Raw genomic sequence first — 19106 nt, 5'->3', positions numbered from 1 at the left:
GTACCAAAGATTTTCGTGCGTTAAGCTTACCGAGATTTTTTCAGAAATCAAATCGGATTACTATATTAGGCTTTCTTAATTGTGAATTGAAATGATGTATTCATTAGACATAATTGACGGGACGCTTGCAGATGAGCAAGTTGCTGAATTAGTTCATGCGGCTTTAACAGATCCTCAATTAGATGGAAAGCGCATCTTGGTATTAATTCCTGATGGAACTCGTACTGCACCAATTCCCCAAATGTTTCGCTTGCTGCATCAGGAGTTGGGTAAGCGGGTGGCGGCTTTAGATTATTTAATTGCTCTGGGTACACATAATCCCATGAGTGAGTTACAAATCAATCGTTTGGTGGGTGTTACGCCGCAGGAACGCGAGACAACTTTTAAAAAAGTACAGATTTTTAACCATCTTTGGCATTTACCAGAGACTTTTATTTCTTATGGGGTAATTCCATCTGCAGAAATCGCAGAAATTAGCAATGGAATGCTAAATCAAGCAGTAGAAGTGCGCGTTAATAAGCTGGTAACTGAGTATGATTTGATTATGATTTGTGGGCCAGTATTTCCCCACGAAGTTGTTGGGTTTTCAGGAGGGAATAAATATTTTTTCCCTGGGATTGGTGGGCAAGAAGTAATTGATTTATCACACTGGTTGGGGGCTTTAATTACTTGTTATGAAATTATTGGTACGCCAGGAATTACACCTGTCAGACGTTTAATTAACCGCGCTGCTAGTCTGATTCCTACCCCGAAACTATGTTTAGCAATGGTGGTTGCACCAGGAACAAATCAGTTAGCGGGACTTTATATAGATCAACCAGAACCAGCTTGGGAAGGGGCGGCGAAATTATCAGCGAAATTGCATATTAAATATGTAGATCAGCCTTTTAAACAAGTGCTTTCTGTAATGCCCCAAATGTATGATGACATTTGGACAGCCGCTAAAGGAATGTACAAATTAGAGCCAGTTGTGGCTGATGGTGGTGAGGTAATTATCTATGCACCTCATATTACAGAATTTAGCTATACACATGGAGAAATTCTCGCCCAAATTGGCTATCATGTGCGAGATTATTTCCTAAAACAATGGGATAAATTTCAACACTATCCTGGTGGAGTGTTAGCCCATAGCACTCACTTAAAAGGTATGGGTACTTTCGATCCAATTAAGGGAGAACAAGCCCGGATTCAGGTAACTCTAGCCACTGGTATTTCCCCAGAACGCTGCGCTGCTCATAACTTGAGCTATCGCGATCCAACTACCATTGAACCAGCAGAATGGGCAAACCACGAAGATGAAGGCATTTTACTTGTACCCAAAGCCGGCGAGATACTCTATCGGTTGACTGTTGACTGTTGACTGTTGACTGTTAACCAATAGAGTTGTTGGGAAATAAGGGAGAATAGAAAGTTAGTACTTAAGCGGGGAAATGCTGAACATCGAACGGGCATTAAAACAAGATAGGCTGTTACGGGCAATGACTGGATTGAACCGGAAAGCTTTTGAAACACTTTTGCCAACGTTTAGCACAATATATGACAAACAAGTGCGCGATTCACCCCGTAAGAGAGCATTTGGAGGAGGGCGCAAAGCTAGGTTATGCAGTCCTCAAGACAAATTATTCTACATCCTGTTTTACTTCAAGTGTTACCCGACGTTTGATTTAGCAGGATTGTTATTCGATATTGACCGCGCCCAAGCTCACTACTGGATGCATCGTTTACAACCAATATTAGAAGAGGCTTTGGGTGAGAAGAAGGTACTGCCGGAGCGCAAACTCAACAGCATTGAGGATTTTATGGAACGGTTCTCAGGAGTTGAGCGGATCATGATTGATGGTACAGAACGCCCAATTCAACGTCCTCAAGATCCAGACCAACAAAAACTAAATTACTCCGGTAAAAAGCGGCGACATACTCGCAAGCATTTAGCGGCAGTAGATCAGTGTCAACGTGTGTTGGTGTTGAGTAAGGCGCGTGAAGGGAAACTACACGATAAAAGATTTCATGACGAAGAAGACATTGCTCTTAGCATTCCTGACGAGATTCCAATTGAAGTGGATTTAGGGTTTCTTGGGCTTCAAAAGCAGTATGTCAATATCCGCATTCCACATAAGAAACCCAAAGGTGGAGAATTATCACAGGAGCAAAAAGCAGCTAATAGGGAATTGAGCCAAGAGCGTGTGGTGTGTGAGAATGCCTTTGCTGGGGTGAAACGTTATCGTGCAGTCAGCGCGGTTTATCGTAATCACATTCAAGATTTTGACGATCATTTAATGTTGACTGCTGCTGGATTATGGAACTTTTACTTGATGGCAGCATGAAAATTACATCAAAAACCACAGGGGTCAGAATTTCAATGCAACTCTGAGTTATTTCCCAACAACTCTAATGCCCCATGCCCTATGCCCTATGCCCAATCTCCATTTTCACTAAACCAACTATAATTTCTTAGTAAATTTCCTAGTATATTTTTATATCTAAAAATATACTGGTACCACGAAGCGTAAATAAATTTGCTCAATTGAAAAGGGTGCAAGCGTAAGGCTCAAATGTTTAAGCACACAACAGCTCTCACTTCCTCAGAATTAAAATCCGCAATTGTCCGCAATCCCTTAATAGTTGGACTAGATACTTTGGTGATAGACGCGATCGCTCTCATGAGCGGTGTGCGGGCTGTTTGTGATGCCAATAAACTTGACGAACTCGATATCGACGCAAGAAGCAGTTGTGTTTTAGTAGTAGATAATCACAGCTTATTAGGTATTTTTACAGAAAAAGATGTGGTACGCTTGTGTGCCCAGCAGCGTCCTTTGGAGAATTTAGCGATTCGGGAAGTGATGATTCATCCAGTCATTGCTCTGCATGAGTCTGACTTGACTGATGTATTTTTTGCGGTGAATTTGCTCCAGCAATACCACATTCGCCACTTACCTATCCTCGATGAGCAGGATCTCGTTGTGGGCTTGCTCACCAATGAAACTCTGAGACAATCTTCTCGCGCTATCAATCTTTTGCGCTTGCGTTTGGCATTTGAGGTAATGAGTCGTGAAGTGATTTGTGCTGCGCCAGATAGTTCGATATTGGCGATCGCGCAACTGATGACAGCCCATCGTGTCAGTTCTGTCATGATTGTCCAACCAGGTGGTAGCGAAGCTGCACCAGTCAAAATCCCCGTGGGAATTTTGACTGAGCGGGATATTGTGCAATTTCACGCCTTGGGCTTGAACCTGGAAACCTGTTGCGCTCACATGGTGATGAGTACCCCAATTTTTGCTGTAAAACCTGAAGATTCGCTGTTGGTGGTGCAACAGATCATGGAACAGCGCTTAATTCGGCGCTTGGCGGTGACAGGTGAGCAGGGGGAGTTATTAGGGATTTTGACTCAAAGCAGTTTGCTGCAAGCCCTTAACCCCTTGGAGTTATACAAGCTAGCGGAGGTTTTGGAAAAGAAAGTAGTACAACTAGAGACAGAAAAAGTACAACTCCTAGAAGCTAGGACTGCGGAATTAGAACAGCAAGTAGAAGCCCGCACAACCGCCCTCAAGACTAAAGCAGAACAGGCGCAACTGGTATCTGATATTGCCATGCAAATTCGCTCGTCCTTGAGTTTGCAAACCATTCTCGAAACTACTGTGCAGCAGGTGCGGCAATTTTTAGGTTGCGATCGCGTCATCATTTTGCGATTTGAAGAGGATGGGCCCGCCGCAGTTGTGGCAGAATCGACTAATTCTTCTCTATCTTTGATGGGCAGATGGATCAAAGATGGCTGTTTTCAGAAAAATTATCGAGAGAATTACTGCCAGGGGCAGATTCGCGTTGTCAAAGATATATACACAACCCAAATGACTAATTGTCATCGCCAGATGCTGATCAGTCTCCAGATTCGCGCCAAAATTTTGATACCTTTGTTGTGTAACGGTGAACTCTGGGGCTTACTAAATGTCTCCGAAAGCGACAAAGCCCGTGAGTGGCAACAATCAGAAGTTGAACTGCTGCAAGCTTTATCAGTACATTTAGAGATTGCTCTTCAGCAAGCTACTATCCACCAACAATTACAAGAGCAACTGCGCGATCGCCAACGGGCGGAAATGACGCTGCAAAAATTGGTAACCGGAACTGCAGCTGTTACGGGAGATGACTTTTTTCCCGCCCTAGTGAGCCACATTGCTGAAGCATTAAATGTCTGCTGCGCCCTTGTCAACGAATTGGTGGGTGACAAACTCTATAGTCTAGGATTCTGGGAAAATGGAGCCTTACAGCCAGCAATTTCCTACCATATAGCTCAAACTCCCTGCGAACATAGTCTTAGAGACGGGGAATTTTACTGCCAAAGCCAACTGCAAACAATCTTTCCTGATAATTTAGCCTTACAGACAATGCAGGCCGATAGCTATCTGGGCATTGCTTTAAAAGACAATCTTGGTAATACAATTGGCAATCTTTGCATTCTCGATAGGCAGCCCTTATCACAGACTAAATATACTGAAGCGATCGCGATTCTCCAAGTATTTGCAGCACGAGCCGCCGCAGAATTACAGCGTATAGCAGCAAACGATGCACTACATCGTTTAAATCAGGACTTAGAAGCAAGGGTAGAACAGCGGACTGAAGAATTACAAGCCAGAGAAGTAGAACTTCACAAAACATCGGAACGCCTTGCCTTGTCGCTGAAATCTGGGGGAATTGGTTGTTGGGAGTGGGATATTTTACAGAACACCATTCTTTGGGATGAACGGATGTCCGAACTGTATGGAGTCACTCCACAATCTGATTCCTGCATAGTCTACGATACCTGGACAAAAAAGTTACATCCGGATGACCGTACACAGACGGAAACCTTGCTTCAACAAGCGGTTCTAGGACAAGCAGAATACAATACTGAGTTTCGGGTTGTACATCCAGATGGCAGCATCTACTTCATCAAAGCTTATGGGGTGGTGGTAAGAGATGAACAGGGCAGCCCCCAGAAAATGATTGGAGTTCACTTTGATATTAGCGATCGCAAGCGTGCGGAAATAGCCCTGCAAAGTAGCGAACTCCGCTTCCGGCGAATTTTTGATTCTAATGTAGTCGGTATGCTCTTTGCCGATTTTAAAGGAGACATTACCGATGCCAACGATCGCTTCTTACAGATGGTAGGTTATACCAGAGAAGAACTCAATGCTGGGGCGTTGAGTTGGAAAGCCATAACCCCGTCCGAATACGTCTTTGCCGATGTTGGAGCGCTGAAGCATCTGAGTCAATATGGCGCGATGAATCCTTGGGAAAAAGAATATTACCGCAAGGATGGTAGCAAGATTCCTGTGTTGCTGGGGGTGGCTATGCTCCCAGGCTCAGATTATCAAACTATTTGTGTAGTGGTAGATATTAGCGAACAAAAAGCTGCATTGCAGGAACGTCAACAAGCAGAAATGCAACTGCAACAGCAGGCCAGACATAAACAGTTGCTCTGGAATATTACCCAAACTATTCGCCAATCCCTAGATATTGAGGTCATTATTAATGCAGCAGTGACTGAGATTAGACAAGTATTAGGAGTAGATCGGGTAGCGCTTTACCGCTTTCGAGCAGATTGGAGTGGTGAGTTTGTTGCGGAATCTGTAGCTGCTAATTGGGTAAAACTTGTGGGATCTCAGGTGAAAAAAGTTTGGGAAGATACCTATCTCCAAGAAACTCAAGGTGGTCGATTTCAAAATTATGAAACCCTAGTGGTTGCTGATATTGATCAAGCTGGCTTACAGCCTTGCCATATTGAACTTTTGCAACAGTTTCAAGCCAAAGCTTATGTAATTACCCCCATCTTCGTGAATGAATCACTTTGGGGTTTGTTTGCGATGTACCACAATCATCGACCTCATTCATGGACAACATGGGAAATCGAATTATTGCGGCAAATTGCGAACCAGTTGGCGATCGCAATTCAACAAGCGAGTCTCTACGAAAAAAATCAGTCGGAACTATTGGTGCGCCAGCAAGCTGAAGCCAGAATTGCCCTGCAACTGCGGCGACAGCAAACTCTAGGGGCAATTATTGAACAAATTCGCAAGTCTTTAGATCTCAACGAGATTTTAGCAACGGTAACTCAACAGGTGAAAGATTTAATGCATTGCGATCGCGTCATCGTGTTTCGGCTGTTTGCGGATGGCAGAAGTAAAATTGCGGAAGAAGCTGTATCTAGTGAATTTGTCAGCCTCAAAAACCGCCACTGGGGGAACGAAATTTGGTCTCAAGAAATCCTTGATTTTTACTGGCAAGGTAAGCCTCGTATTGTCCCCGATGTGATGAATGATCTCTGGACACATTGCTTGGTGGAATATTCCCAGGAAGGACAAATCCAATCCAAAATTGTGGCACCTATCTTACAAGAAGTGCGTGACCAAAATCATCGCTGGGTTTCGCCTTGGGCAACAAATAAGCTGTGGGGAATTTTAGTTGTTCATGCTTGCCAGGAAAGAAGAGTCTGGAAAAACTCAGAAGCCCAAATTCTGCAACAAATTGCCAACCAATTAGCGATCGCAATTCAGCAAGCGAGTCTATTTGAACAATTACAGCAAGAACTCGCTGAACGTCAACAAGCAGAAGCCAAGCTCACGGAAATCAATCAACAGCTAGCATTTTCTAACGAAGAACTCGCCCGTGCTACCCGCCTCAAAGATGAGTTTTTAGCTAACATGAGTCACGAACTTCGTACCCCTCTCAATGCCATTCTGGGGATGACTGAAGGGCTACAAGATGAAGTTTTTGGCAGCATCAATCAGCAACAGCTCAAAGCTTTAGACACAATTGAGCGTAGCGGCTCTCATTTGCTGGAGTTGATCAATGATATTTTGGATGTGGCAAAAATTGAAGCTGGACAGATTAAGCTCGATTACACCTCAATTTCTGTAGCCAATCTGTGCCAATCTAGTTTGGCATTTATCAAACAACAAGCATTACAAAAACGCATCCAGCTAGAGACCAAAATTCCCCAAAATCTCCCACACCTACTAGTAGATGAACGACGCATTCGTCAAGTATTAATTAACTTACTCAATAATGCAGTCAAATTCACCCCAGAAGGGGGACGAATTACCTTAGAAGTTAATCAACTGTCTCCCGACACCACTAACAATTCTCTTCGGCAACATTTTTTACAAATTGCCGTGAAAGATACAGGTATCGGCATCGCCCCAGAAAATATCAACAAACTATTTAAGCCTTTTATCCAAATTGATAGCGCTTTAAATCGTCAATACGCGGGTACAGGCTTGGGACTAGCATTAGTGAAACGCATTGTAGAACTACACGGTGGTAGAGTGGGGCTAAGTAGCGAATTAGGCGTAGGTAGTTGTTTTACCATCGAGTTACCCTATACCCCAGTTTTTCCCGTTGTAGAAGATACTCAACCTGATGTTACTCCAGAATTTGTTTCTTCAAACCTTGACCATGCTGGGCCGCTAATTTTGCTAGCGGAAGATAACGAAGCCAATATCAGTACAGTTTCTAGCTACCTCAAAGCTAAAGGCTATCGCATTTTGTTAGCAAATAATGGTAAAGAAGCGATTGAGTTAGCTACAACTCAGTACCCTAATTTAATTTTGATGGATATTCAAATGCCCTTGATGGATGGTTTAGAAGCCATCAAACTCATTCGTCTCGATCCCAACTTAGTTAATACTCCCATTGTGGCACTCACCGCATTAGCGATGAATGGCGATCGCGATCGCTGCATTGCTGCCGGAGCCAATGACTACTTAAGTAAACCTGTTAAACTCAAGCAATTGGCTACTACTATTCAACAGCTATTAAGTACCTAAATAATTAAACATTTTTTACCCTGTTCCCTTTATGGCATCGATTTTAGTCATTGACGATGAACCCGATAACTTTGATGTGATTGAAGCATTCTTAAGTCAGCAAGATTACATACTGCATTATGCACCTAGTGGGCAAGAAGCGATCGCATCTCTCAACCTATTTCAGCCAGATCTAATTTTGCTTGATGTCATGATGCCGGGAACAGATGGTATAACAGTCTGTAAACAAATTAAAGCCATGCCTCAGTGGCAACCAGTCCCCATTATTATGGTGACTGCTCTCACAGGTAAAGAAGACTTAGCGCGTTGCTTACAAGCTGGTGCCGAAGACTTTATTAGCAAACCTGTCAACGCGGTGGAACTGCGCGCCCGCGTTCATGCAATGCTGAGAATTAAGCAACAGTACGATAAAATCCAGAGTTTATCTCATATTCAAGCCAATACCATCAAAGTCTTAGAAAGTACTCTTGATGAACTGCGCGGTAACTTAGCCACAGCTTTACCCCACGAACTGAATACACCACTTAATGGCATTGTTGGCATCGTCAGCTTGCTGATGGATGATATTGAGAATATGAATCTTGCCGAAATCCGCGAATTTTTAAGCTTGGCAGATAAATCCGCCCGAAACTTAGAAAAATTAACCAAACAATTCCTAATTTATTTAGAACTAGAGTTATTAGCACAGCAGCCGCAAAACATCGAACCGCAATCAAGCTACTTTTCCCAAAATGCGATCGCTACCGCTTTGCAATCTCATGCCCAAAGTTTTCATCGCAGTGACGATTTAATATTTGCAATTGAGGAAGCCGAGGTATCTATCTCAAAGCAATATTTAGAAATTATCCTCCATGAATTAGTCGATAATGCCCTCAAATTCTCTCAAACTGCTACAGCCATCAAAATTAGCACTCAGGTAGATAAAGAAATGCTGAATCTCTACATCCATGATTTAGGCAGAGGGATGACAGCAGAACAGATTTCCAAAATCGGTGCTTTCATGCAATTTGAACGCAAAACCTATGAACAGCAAGGCATAGGCATGGGCTTAAAATTAGTAAAAAAAATCGTCGCAATTTGTGGTGGTAATTTCTCAATTACCAGTATTTATCAACAGGAAACAACAGTTCAAATTGCCTTACCTCTACATCATAAATAGCAAATATAGCAATCCTATTTTATTTATTTAGAATTGTAGGGTGCGTTATACCATTTTGAAAAAAAACGCGACAGATGAGTAGGGGCACGGCACCAGTAAGATATTTGATATGCCAAAGAATTGTGGATGCCGTGCCCTTACAAAGAATTTATCTGTCTTAATTTGGTTTAGGTAAAAGGTGTACCCCTGCGCTTAAGCAAGCTACGCGTAGCGTCTCCGCAGGAGAAAGGGTAAGAGTTCAATGTTTTGTCTTACCATTTTCCCTTCCCCTTTTCCCCTTAACCGACAAGTATTGAATTCTCTGTTAGGGCACAGCAACCAAAATCTTTGGGAATATCGAATTATCTTAATGCTGCCATGCTCCTGATCATCTGTCCCTTGATTTTTTCAAAATGGTATGATTTACCTGGCGAAAGCAGCTTTGGCAGAGACTTCTAATGCACCTATATCTATAATCGCACCACCTCTACCATCTCCATCTTGCGGACGGCTGAAGCCTTGCTTATCAATAGTCGGTGCATTGACTCCACTGAAAGTCTTGGTTCCAGTATCAATCGCCGAACTACCAGATCTGAGGGTGAAATTAGCCTTGGACGGATCGCTAAATAATGGGTCTTTTCCCATAATATTTTGTGTTAGTGAACCGTTAAATTTGGAGGAATTGTAAACAAGGTTATAGGCGTATTGGAAATTCTTAGATTTCGCGACGTTGTTTACTTCTCCGTCCTTGCGAGCATACATAATGTTGTTGAAAACTTTCACTTGATCAGACTCAATTACAGAAATTTCTCCATACTGTTGAGTATCAGGATATTGCCCATTTTGATAGGTTGTATTGTTGACCACATCAACATAGGCACTACTATATACATGGATACCAGCAGCACCGTTTTTATAAACAACGTTATTTGCAACCAGAGTTTTGCCTTGATAACGTTGATGCAGTGAATTCTGTTGAGTGTTTAGTGAATCATCTATGATAATTCCATGCCCTTCAGTGACTTTTCCTGCATCTTTCCAAGGAATTAAGCTTTTATTGTCGTAAAGCGTATTACCTTGGATAATCATTTTATATTGGCTGGTATTGTTGTCAGAATTCCAGTTGTACATCATCCCCATAGGATTTGCGCCCCAAGGACTATACCAACAATTCTGAAAAACCACATTATTCTCGTATGTGAGATAGTCTGCTTTGATAGAACTAATTCCTGTCCCACCAAACTTAGAGACTCTGTTGTTCCGAATGATCACATGGTGGGAAAAGTCACGGATTTCAATTCCATTACCTGCTGTCTGGGGATTGTTGTAATTGTATTTTTGCTGTTGTGCATACTGCAATGTAATATTGTCGTTGTTGCCCTCTAAGGTCAGACCCTCAATGGTGATGTAAGAAGACCCAAGCAATTTAATAGCAGTCCAATTGCGCGATTTGATGAAAGGGCTGTGTCCAGGATAGGCTTTGAAGGTAATGCGTGCATTCGGCGTACCTTGTTTTTTATTAAGTACCATAATTTCTTGGTTAGGGTTAGCTTGCGTATAAGTCCCATTCATGATGTAAACTGTATCGCCTGCTTTTACCAAGTCTGCTGCCTTTTGCAGCGTCCGAAATGCACTACTTTCCTTTAGTCCATTATTGTTATCGTTCCCAGTTCCAGAAACAAAGTAGGTTTTACCAGTATTACTGAGAGCGAGTTTTGTAGTTGAGTTATTTTGAGTATTTGTCAGTTTTGCGGTAGATAAATCTGCGTTATCAGCATATTCAGCTTGTAACTTAGCAGCATTGCCAAGGTTAACAGGTTGAGTGATTGCAACCGGTTGATCCAAAAACATAATAATGCGACTCCTAAGGTGTTCGATGAATTGAGTAGCACACTCCTGGCAATGAATAAACGGAAATCTGCAAATTACCGTTTCACAAATATTTGCGATCGCATAGATGCCTATTTAAGTCATTAAAAGGCTCTCGTCCTAAATTCTGAGCCTCGCCACATCTCCCACTGATGATGGTTGTTAAGTTAGCCAATTTTGCAACTAAATTCGCGTTTACTTAGGATGCGATTATCTGGGTGAAACCGCTGTTGTAAACTTGACCTAGAATACCATCTGTTTTTATACCATCCGATTAACCTATGCCACTTTTGAACCTGGCACACTTGTGGTGACTGGGTCATGAATAATTAGTAATCGGGAAAAGGAGAGCAAATTTCAAATATCTATGAGACCTCCACAAAAAGAAATGCCCAATTGTCATTGCGAATGTAGCGTTCGCGTAGCGTCCCGTTCGCGTAGCGTCTCTGTCAGGAGAAGGGAAGCGAAATGAAGCAACCGCAAAATATTGGGATTGCTTCACTACACTCCGTTTCGCTCGCAATGACAGCTTTTGGATCAATCATTCTGTGGAGTTCTCTATAGATTCTTACAAATGATTGAGGACTGCTATATATATTGGGAAGGATGAGACAATAGAGTTATGTGCAAAGGATATTAGTTATTATTTTGCGGTTTGTAACCAAAATTAATAGCGCGCTGGGAGTTTCAGTCTTATTTAACAGCCCATAGCAGTAAATATAGTCAAAGACGTTTATAGAAAGTCTATAAGTACTGTGAGTAATTATTAGAAAAATTTGGTACCAGCTCTATTGGGTAGCCTTTGCAGTCAGCAATATCGCAAATAGTAGATCGGGTCATCTTCGGTATATTGCACAGAATTTAACGATGCATCGCTTTCACCCTATGGAGGTGATAATTATGTCTACAAAATTCCGTAACCGCTTAGAAGCTGGTCAGATGTTAGGTAAACAACTAACAGCCTATACTGGTTGCCCAAATTTGCTGGTTTTAGGCTTACCTCGTGGTGGTGTACCAGTAGCATATGAAGTAGCAAAGGCACTTAGTGCTCCATTAGACATCTGCTTAGTAAGAAAACTGGGTGTACCTGGGCACAAAGAATTGGCAATGGGTGCAATCACATCGGGAAGTATTCGGGTATTGAATTATGATGTTGTCAACTCTTTAGCTATCTCCACTGAGACGATTGAGCAAGTAACGGCTGATGAATTTCAAGAATTACAGCGTCGCGATCGCGCTTATCGAGGCGATCGCCCTCCAGTTAATGTCAAAAATTGCACTGTCATTGTTGTGGATGATGGTATTGCTACTGGCTCAACCATGCGTGCTGCTATTACTATATTGCAACGCCAACAACCAAAGCGCATGATTGTAGCAGTTCCAGTTGCACCACCTGAAACTTGTGAACAATTGCAGAGGATAGTCGATGAAGTAGTTTGTTTGAAAATGCCAGAGCAAATGTGTGCAGTTGGTCTATGGTACGAAAACTTTTTGCAAACTACCGATGAAGAAGTGCGCTATCTGCTTGCAAAGCACTCATCTGCTAGCAATTATTCTGTTTCACTTTAAGAAAGAGAATAATCCCGCCTTAATTTTTCAACTTATACTAATTCCCAGAATGCTTGCGAGATAAAAATTATTGGGAAGGCACAAAAATGTTGTCTCTTTAACTTATGTCTCGCATTCTTTTTTTAAAGTAGTCTTCAATATTGATGATTAACCTCTCCTTGTAAAGAAGAGGCTTAAATACTGATTTTTTTTTGTTTTCTTCTCCGTAAACCCAGAGGCTTGAAACCGTTTTTTGGATTCTAGATTAGATTTAATCCAAAATCCAAAATCTAAAATCCAAAATTGTCTCGGTAATCTCTACTTTTTAACCTATTTTGTTTTGCAGTTCCAGACACTCACAACCATGCAAAGAGAGTATCTAATTTAGCTTTGATCGAGGAGATCAATTCTGGCTGTTCCAATTGGAATGTCTCCTTTTAAGCCAACTCTTTGGCCAGTTACACCATAAAGCAGTGTTCTTACGCCTGAACTCCTGGTTCGTATACCTGTGAGATTTACTTCTACCACACCACCAGAAGTTACAGGTTGCTCAAAGGTGATTGCTATACGTTCTTTACTAATCTCTGTTTTGGCAGCAATTTGTTTACCTGATTGGTCTGTAATTTCTACACTATTAAAACGTTCCATTTGGTCTGGCAGAGATATCATTAAATCTTGCAGCGACATCCCAACTACTGCAACTTGGATAAAGTGAGCATTATTACGAACACCAGAACCAGTAATATGGGGAACATTAATTTGATATGCTATTTGAGATTGTGCCTGTGTATTTAACTGTTCATATTTAACAGGTGTAGCTATAGCGGCAGCAGATGTAGTGAGTATGAGAGCAGATAAAGTACTACCAATTAATTTTTTCATCATAATAACCTCTTTCTTCAATGACCAAGAGCTTCATGTCAATCAAGAGCCTGTAATTAATAGATTGAGTTATTAATCTGAGAACAAGCTGACTGAAAAATTAGAGTCTGCTGAGTTTTTGATAATATTAAAGTGCTGAGTTCTGAGTAACAATCCCTAGAGATGAAATTTTTTTCATTGGACTGCTTCCTCTACCAGCCTCAACAGCTAAATCTTCTGAACTGAAACTTATTGCTACTTAACTAATCAGGCTGACAAGAGGTTACTCGCTGACTTTTGAGTTCGCGACAAAGCATCTCGATACACCTGCTCAAATAATTCTCTTTGGGCATGGCTACCCCCTATTTGAGATAATTTTGATAGTACAGGTTGGAGTTGATTGACTGCTTCTGAGCAATTACCTTTAGCGTGGGAAATCATGCCTTTAGCGCAAGGAATGGCAATATCCGACCATTGTCGCCGCAGAAATGGGTTAATCTTCAGGGTATGTTGCTGCATACTCTCCCACATCTGCTTTAACCAGTCATGACGTTCTGCTCTCGCTAATGCATAGATATAGTGTAAGTCTTGAAACGGTAAAGCATGTTCATGCAGTCGAGGGAGTAAATAAGCACTTAACTGCTGCCAACGCTGTTCTACATCAAACCCTTGCAGCTCTAGTCTTAACAATAAAGCGATCGCACCTACCTGATCTTTAGGCGAGGATTTCTGTGCGCGTCCCCAAACATGACTATCGTAAAGCGCTAAGACTTTGGCTGCGTTACCTTGCTCTAAATAATAAAGCGCTATATGCCACCAATTATGGGTATAAAGCATGGAGTTGCAGTTTTCCCAGGTATCAGCCAGGCTTTCCATCCAAGCAATTCCCTCCTCAATTCGTCCTTGAGTTTCCATCACATGAGCCACAGCATGATGCGCCCAAGGATCGTAACGATTCATTGAGGTGGCGATTCGCCCCATTGCTTCTGCTTCCTGCAAACGATGGCATTGTTCTAAACCAAATGCCACCATACCGTATAGATAATGATTGTCGCGATTCGCTGGTAATACCTTTTGCGCGATCGCCAGCAATCTCTGCTGATCGCCCAAGTAAAAGTAGTGATACTGTCCCTGCTGTACAGAGATTAAGTCACGGGGATATTTTTCGGTAAGGGCTTCGTGGATAGCGATCGCCCGTTCAATTTTCGCCTCCGCCCAAGCTGCGATCGCCTGCACATACAACTGTTCTCTATCGGTGATTTTTGTAAGTTGCTGTTGCGCTATTTGTAGATGTGGCTTGGCTTGCTTCCACGCTTGAGCATTTTCCTGAGAAAGATAATAAGCTGCTGCATAAGCACGAATAATTGCACAGTTGGGATCGGCGGCAATCCCTTGGTGAATTACTGCTTCCGCCTCTTTGCCATAACTGAGGGCTTGATCGATGAAGCTGTTAATAGCTGCGATCGCGGCTTTTGAGTCTGTTGTAACTTCAAGTCCTTGAGCGTCTTCTAGCATAGTTCTTTCCTGGGATGGCGATCGGCAGTCATGTTGAAACGCTGGTAACCCTGCAATTGATTGGGCTACCATAAACTCCATTAAATCGGTCGGAATAGTGTATTTATGTTCCTGAGTATGTCACAGTAACGATGAAAATGGCAAGACAAATTTCTCGACTGCATAACTTCAGACTGATGCGATCGTTGCTTCAGGTTCAGTCTATGCAAGTAATTGACCTATATTTCAATCAGGTTTATTTAGGATTGAGCTATGATCTCGCAATTTATTGCAGGGCGGGAAAGCAGCGCTATAAAATAAGGTTTTCAGGGTGGGGGTTAAACCAAGAATTTTCGCTGGGCAGACTACTCAATTATTTCTAACTTCCTTTAGGATGGGGGATAAAGAGAAATTACCAACACCAACCGCCCAACACCAATTTTAAAAACATAATTAAAAGATTTTGCAATTGTGATCTAGAATACCGACTCTGATAAAGACAGGTGATATTCTTTAGTTGTGTGTGAGGAGCAAGTTAAAACAAAAAACGCTTAGGGTGGAAACACGGCAACACTCCTGGGCGTTTTTTGCTTATTTTAGAGTCAAATGTTGTTGTAGATTCGGGGGACATGATTATAAATGTCTCAATCTTTCCCTTAAGCCTATCTGGTCTACGCAGTTTAAGATTTTATACAACATATTCAACAGGTTCAGCAGTTGCGATCGCAAATTCTTGTATTTTGGCAGCACTGCAGCTTTAGTCAGCTCATCAGTATTGAAGTTACATGATGAGTGTAGAAACTTGTCAAGCTCACAAGACTGTGGTTTTTAGCTAATATGTAAATTAAATAACCCAGAGCTTATACCCATTCAAAATTCAAAATTACTGTAAAAGATTTTATTCAATCATTATCAGGGGTAAAAATAATGGAAAATTTTAATGAGTATCATTTAAACCCAGCAGAATTTTCTTTCCTAGAAACTTTGCAAGATAATTGGCTAGTAATTAGAGATGAGTTTAAACATTTTACTAACAACGCATCTTCTGAAGAAATAAAATTCACTTATGAGGTGCTAGGCCCAAAAAGTAAAACTATTAAAACAAAGGGCAATTCCAAATATAGCGCTTTTGGTATATTGTTCCAAGGTCTTTTTATAGAAGAATATATTAAACTGCATCACATAGAATATTCTGATTATGGGACAAATGATGCATCAGCTAAAGCGCTAGAAATAAGAGAAAAATACTTTCCTAACTTGGCTAATGTAATAGAAAAAGTTAACTTTAGCAATGATGATATTATTAGAAATGCCTATTTTGGTACATTTCATCCAGGCTTAGATATTAAGCTGCACGTTAACTACAACCCACACATGAATCGGGGCTATTTAGGTTTGATAGTTCCCGAGGGAGATGTAGCAATGAAAATCTGCCATGAGCAGCTTTATTGGCATGAAGGTGAGTTTTTGATTTTAGATCATAGTTATCCACATTGCCCCCATAATTATACTAATTATGACCGGACTGTTTTAGTTGTAGACTTTTTTAAACCAGATAAATCAAGAGCAGAAGTTATCCAGTTTGAACAAGAGCAAGTTTCCCAAAGAATGCAAGATAATCCTTACAGCTTAGGTGTTTTTGGTAAAAGCGATAAAGCAAAAGAAGAAGATTTTATCAAATACGGTTTAGCTCATCAATTAGAGTGGGATAAAGCCTTGTAGGGGAGATGAGGGGGATGAGGGGGATGAGGGAGATGAGGGAGATGAGGGAGATGAGGGAGAAATAACAATTACCAATTACCAATTACCCATTACCAATGCCCAATGCCCCATTACCAATGCCCAATGCCCAATACTAAGAATAAATGAATATAAAAACCTACAGAAAATTAATTGCAAAACAACTGAATCAAGACTTTAAATCGGCTGTTAAGATTGTTGAAATACCGATTTCTATTCCTACTGAAAATCAAATATTAATTCAGAATAAATTTGCTGGTGTTAACGGTGGTTTTGACACTTTACTATGTCGGGGAGAGGTTCCCTATGTTCACTTAACTCCGCCCTTTGATTTGGGTGTGGAAGCAGTAGGAACAGTTGTGGCTGTAGGTGAAAATGTGCAAGATTTTCAAATTGGTGATGCGGCGATAAGTACAGCGCGGGGTGGTGGTTATCGAGAATATCAGGTTATTGATACGAACTTAGCGGTGAAAGTGCGAGAAGCCACTCCAGAGGTTTTAACGCTCATACCTACAGGTGTATCAGCTTTGGTGGCGTTGGAACAAGTGGGAGAGATGAAAAGTAATGAGGTGGTTTTGGTAAATGCGGCGGCTGGTGGTACAGGCCATATTGCGGTGCAATTAGCAAAACTAGCAGGTAATCATGTCATTGGTACTTGTAGTTCTGAGGCGAAAGCAAAGTTACTCCAAGAATTAGGATGCGATCGCATTATCAACTATCGTACAGAAAACCTCGACCAAGTCCTCAAGCAAGAATATCCCAATGGCATTAATTTAATTTTTGACTGTGTGGGTAAACAAGTGTTTGATACTTGCGTTGACAACTTAGCTGTGCGGGGACGCTTAGTGGTAGTAGGTTTTATCTCGGAATACGCCAAGAATATAGAACAAATTACCCAACCCCGCATTTATCATCAGCTATTTTGGAAAGCTGCTTCTGTGCGCGGCTTTTTAATGCCACATTACCGTGAGTATATGCCAGAGGCGCGCGATCGCCTTTTAAATCTCTTCTACACTAATAAAATCAGAGTTAACGTTGACCCTACCCAATTCCAAGGTATAGAGTCTATTCCTGATGCTGTGGAATATCTGCTCAGTGGTCAGAATTGTGGCAAAGTAGTTGTCAAGTTTTAATTACTCATGGCGAGTGTAAAAACGCTCAAATTTGGTTTTCAGTTTATCGGCTGCAAAAGCTAAAGCTAATGCTGATAAAGCAGCTGCAACAGCTACAGGAGAAATCCATGAGTCATCTGTAAGTATAGCTAAGGCTGCAAGAGCGATCGCAATTCCCACTAAAATTTGTTTCACTAAGCTTGTAGTTTGATAAGCTCGATTACAATCATGACAAATTAGTGTGTGTTGTGAATACCTATCTAGTAGTAGTGAATTTTGCGTAATCTCACTTTCAGATAAATTCTTTGCAGAGGCATAACCTTGATAGAAAGGTAAATCTTTAGCAAATTTGTCTAACCACTTTCGGTATTCAATTACTAATGTGTCTGATGTTTTAAGTGGTAAATATACATCTTTGAGATTCTTTTGCAAGCGCTCAATTTGTCTTTTTTGTTGAACAACAAGCTGTAAATCTCCTTCCAAAATTTTATTTCGTACTGTAATGTGATCTAGCCAATCAGGCATCAGCTTTACTTGCCAAGGAAAGCTATTACTATAATTTCTCAGTAGAATACGGCATTTATTTCTGCTTAGAGGTAGAGAATACAAAACTGTTCCTCCCAATCTTTTCTGAGCTTCATTGCTAACATTGCTAAACTTATAAATAATTAAATTGGGAGCTATAAAATCTAATACCATCCAAGGTAAATTAGGCTTTCTTGTTACCCTCCATCTGCCACGAATTCCCGCTAAGGAACTTTCAACAACTTCTATGTCTAATGGTTGAGCATCTGCTCTTTTGCCAAGAAGACCATCATGGCTGATGTAAACATGTGCTGGATCAATCACATTTTCAATAAAATATGTCTGGTCATAAGGTAAATCACGTATATAATCTTTACAGACTACATCCGGATTATTTAACTCTGGAACTAGAGGAATTATTTCCTCATTGGCAGTTTCTGCTTCACCAGCCCACATCCAAACAATACCTTGGCGTTCTACAACAGGAAAAGATTTAACACAGGCATTATTAGGAATTTTGGCATCATTTGGTAATTGAGGAATATGCAGACATTGACCATCAGTACCAAATTGCCAACCGTGGTATAGGCACTCAATTTTGCCATCAATAATTTGCCCATCAGAAAGTCTAGCCGCTCGGTGAGGACAAATATCTGTTAAACAACCCAATTTCCCATCTTGGTTTTTGAATAATACCAACGATTCATCATAAAGTGAAAAGCTATAAGGACGGTTTATTGGTAAATCTTGTATGAAAGTTACGGGATACCAACAGTTTCTCCAGTTAAATTCTTGGCTAGTTTCCGATATTGGTAAGCTAACAATTCCATGTTCCGTCTCTTGTTGATTAGGAGTGATTGTCATATACTTTTCCTCGGTTTGTAGCTGGGAAGATAAGATAAAAAATCCTTATTCGTCTGCTGGTATGACTTTAAAAGCTGATTATCGTGTTTTATCTTAAAATATCAGGATAATTCTGGAACGTAGACAAATTACAGGTTTAGATAATTAAATTTAGTT

General features: G+C 41.1%; 11 protein-coding genes. 7 read left to right on the top strand and 4 right to left on the bottom strand.

The window, feature by feature from the left end; genetic code table 11:
• The first annotated feature begins 91 nt into the window (after positions 1 to 91).
• The 4 genes from HGR01_RS14295 to HGR01_RS14280 all read left to right on the top strand — a co-directional run bounded on the left by HGR01_RS14295 (position 92) and on the right by HGR01_RS14280 (position 8958).
• Positions 92 to 1360 carry a lactate racemase domain-containing protein gene (locus HGR01_RS14295; RefSeq protein ID WP_228045468.1) on the top strand — a complete coding sequence of 423 codons (1269 nt, stop codon included), beginning with the start codon at positions 92 to 94 and terminating at the stop codon, positions 1358 to 1360.
• A gap of 70 nt (positions 1361 to 1430) precedes the next feature.
• Positions 1431 to 2324: a transposase family protein gene (locus tag HGR01_RS14290; RefSeq protein WP_045870421.1), complete on the top strand. Its 894-nt coding sequence runs from the start codon at positions 1431 to 1433 to the stop codon at positions 2322 to 2324.
• A gap of 228 nt (positions 2325 to 2552) precedes the next feature.
• The gene (locus tag HGR01_RS14285) at positions 2553 to 7799 is read left to right on the top strand and encodes a GAF domain-containing protein (RefSeq protein ID WP_045870422.1); all 5247 of its coding nucleotides are present in this window, start codon (positions 2553 to 2555) and stop codon (positions 7797 to 7799) included.
• Positions 7800 to 7830: 31 nt separating this feature from the next.
• The gene (locus HGR01_RS14280; protein ID WP_045870423.1) at positions 7831 to 8958 is read left to right on the top strand and encodes a hybrid sensor histidine kinase/response regulator; all 1128 of its coding nucleotides are present in this window, start codon (positions 7831 to 7833) and stop codon (positions 8956 to 8958) included.
• A gap of 402 nt (positions 8959 to 9360) precedes the next feature.
• On the opposite strand, the gene HGR01_RS14275 is transcribed toward HGR01_RS14280, so the two are convergent.
• Entirely contained in the window at positions 9361 to 10788 is a 1428-nt protein-coding gene (locus HGR01_RS14275; RefSeq protein WP_052335191.1) for a right-handed parallel beta-helix repeat-containing protein, read from the bottom strand.
• Positions 10789 to 11706: 918 nt separating this feature from the next.
• Here HGR01_RS14275 and HGR01_RS14270 point away from each other — a divergent pair.
• Positions 11707 to 12375 (top strand): phosphoribosyltransferase, encoded by a 669-nt coding sequence (locus HGR01_RS14270; RefSeq protein ID WP_045870424.1) that lies wholly within the window; start codon positions 11707 to 11709, stop codon positions 12373 to 12375.
• A gap of 363 nt (positions 12376 to 12738) precedes the next feature.
• On the opposite strand, the gene HGR01_RS14265 is transcribed toward HGR01_RS14270, so the two are convergent.
• A complete protein-coding gene (locus tag HGR01_RS14265) occupies positions 12739 to 13239 on the bottom strand; it encodes a DUF2808 domain-containing protein (RefSeq protein WP_228045469.1) in 501 nt (166 codons plus the stop codon).
• A 243-nt stretch (positions 13240 to 13482) separates the two neighbouring features.
• Positions 13483 to 14730 (bottom strand): tetratricopeptide repeat protein, encoded by a 1248-nt coding sequence (locus HGR01_RS14260; protein WP_045870543.1) that lies wholly within the window; start codon positions 14728 to 14730, stop codon positions 13483 to 13485.
• A 906-nt stretch (positions 14731 to 15636) separates the two neighbouring features.
• On the opposite strand from HGR01_RS14260, the gene HGR01_RS14255 reads away from it, so the two are divergent.
• Positions 15637 to 16431 carry an aspartyl/asparaginyl beta-hydroxylase domain-containing protein gene (locus HGR01_RS14255; protein ID WP_045870425.1) on the top strand — a complete coding sequence of 265 codons (795 nt, stop codon included), beginning with the start codon at positions 15637 to 15639 and terminating at the stop codon, positions 16429 to 16431.
• Positions 16432 to 16574: 143 nt separating this feature from the next.
• Positions 16575 to 17582 (top strand): zinc-binding dehydrogenase, encoded by a 1008-nt coding sequence (locus HGR01_RS14250; RefSeq protein ID WP_045870426.1) that lies wholly within the window; start codon positions 16575 to 16577, stop codon positions 17580 to 17582.
• Here the strand turns inward: HGR01_RS14250 and HGR01_RS14245 are convergent, their stop codons facing one another.
• On the bottom strand, positions 17583 to 18950 hold the full coding sequence (locus HGR01_RS14245) for a Rieske 2Fe-2S domain-containing protein (protein ID WP_045870427.1): 1368 nt from the start codon (positions 18948 to 18950) through the stop codon (positions 17583 to 17585).
• Positions 18951 to 19106: the final 156 nt, after the last annotated feature.

Origin of the sequence: Tolypothrix sp. PCC 7712, assembly GCF_025860405.1 — a bacterium.
GTDB lineage: Bacteria > Cyanobacteriota > Cyanobacteriia > Cyanobacteriales > Nostocaceae > Aulosira > Aulosira diplosiphon.
The sequence above is the reverse complement of the archived record's forward strand: the minus strand, read 5'-3'. Positions and strand labels throughout refer to the sequence as shown.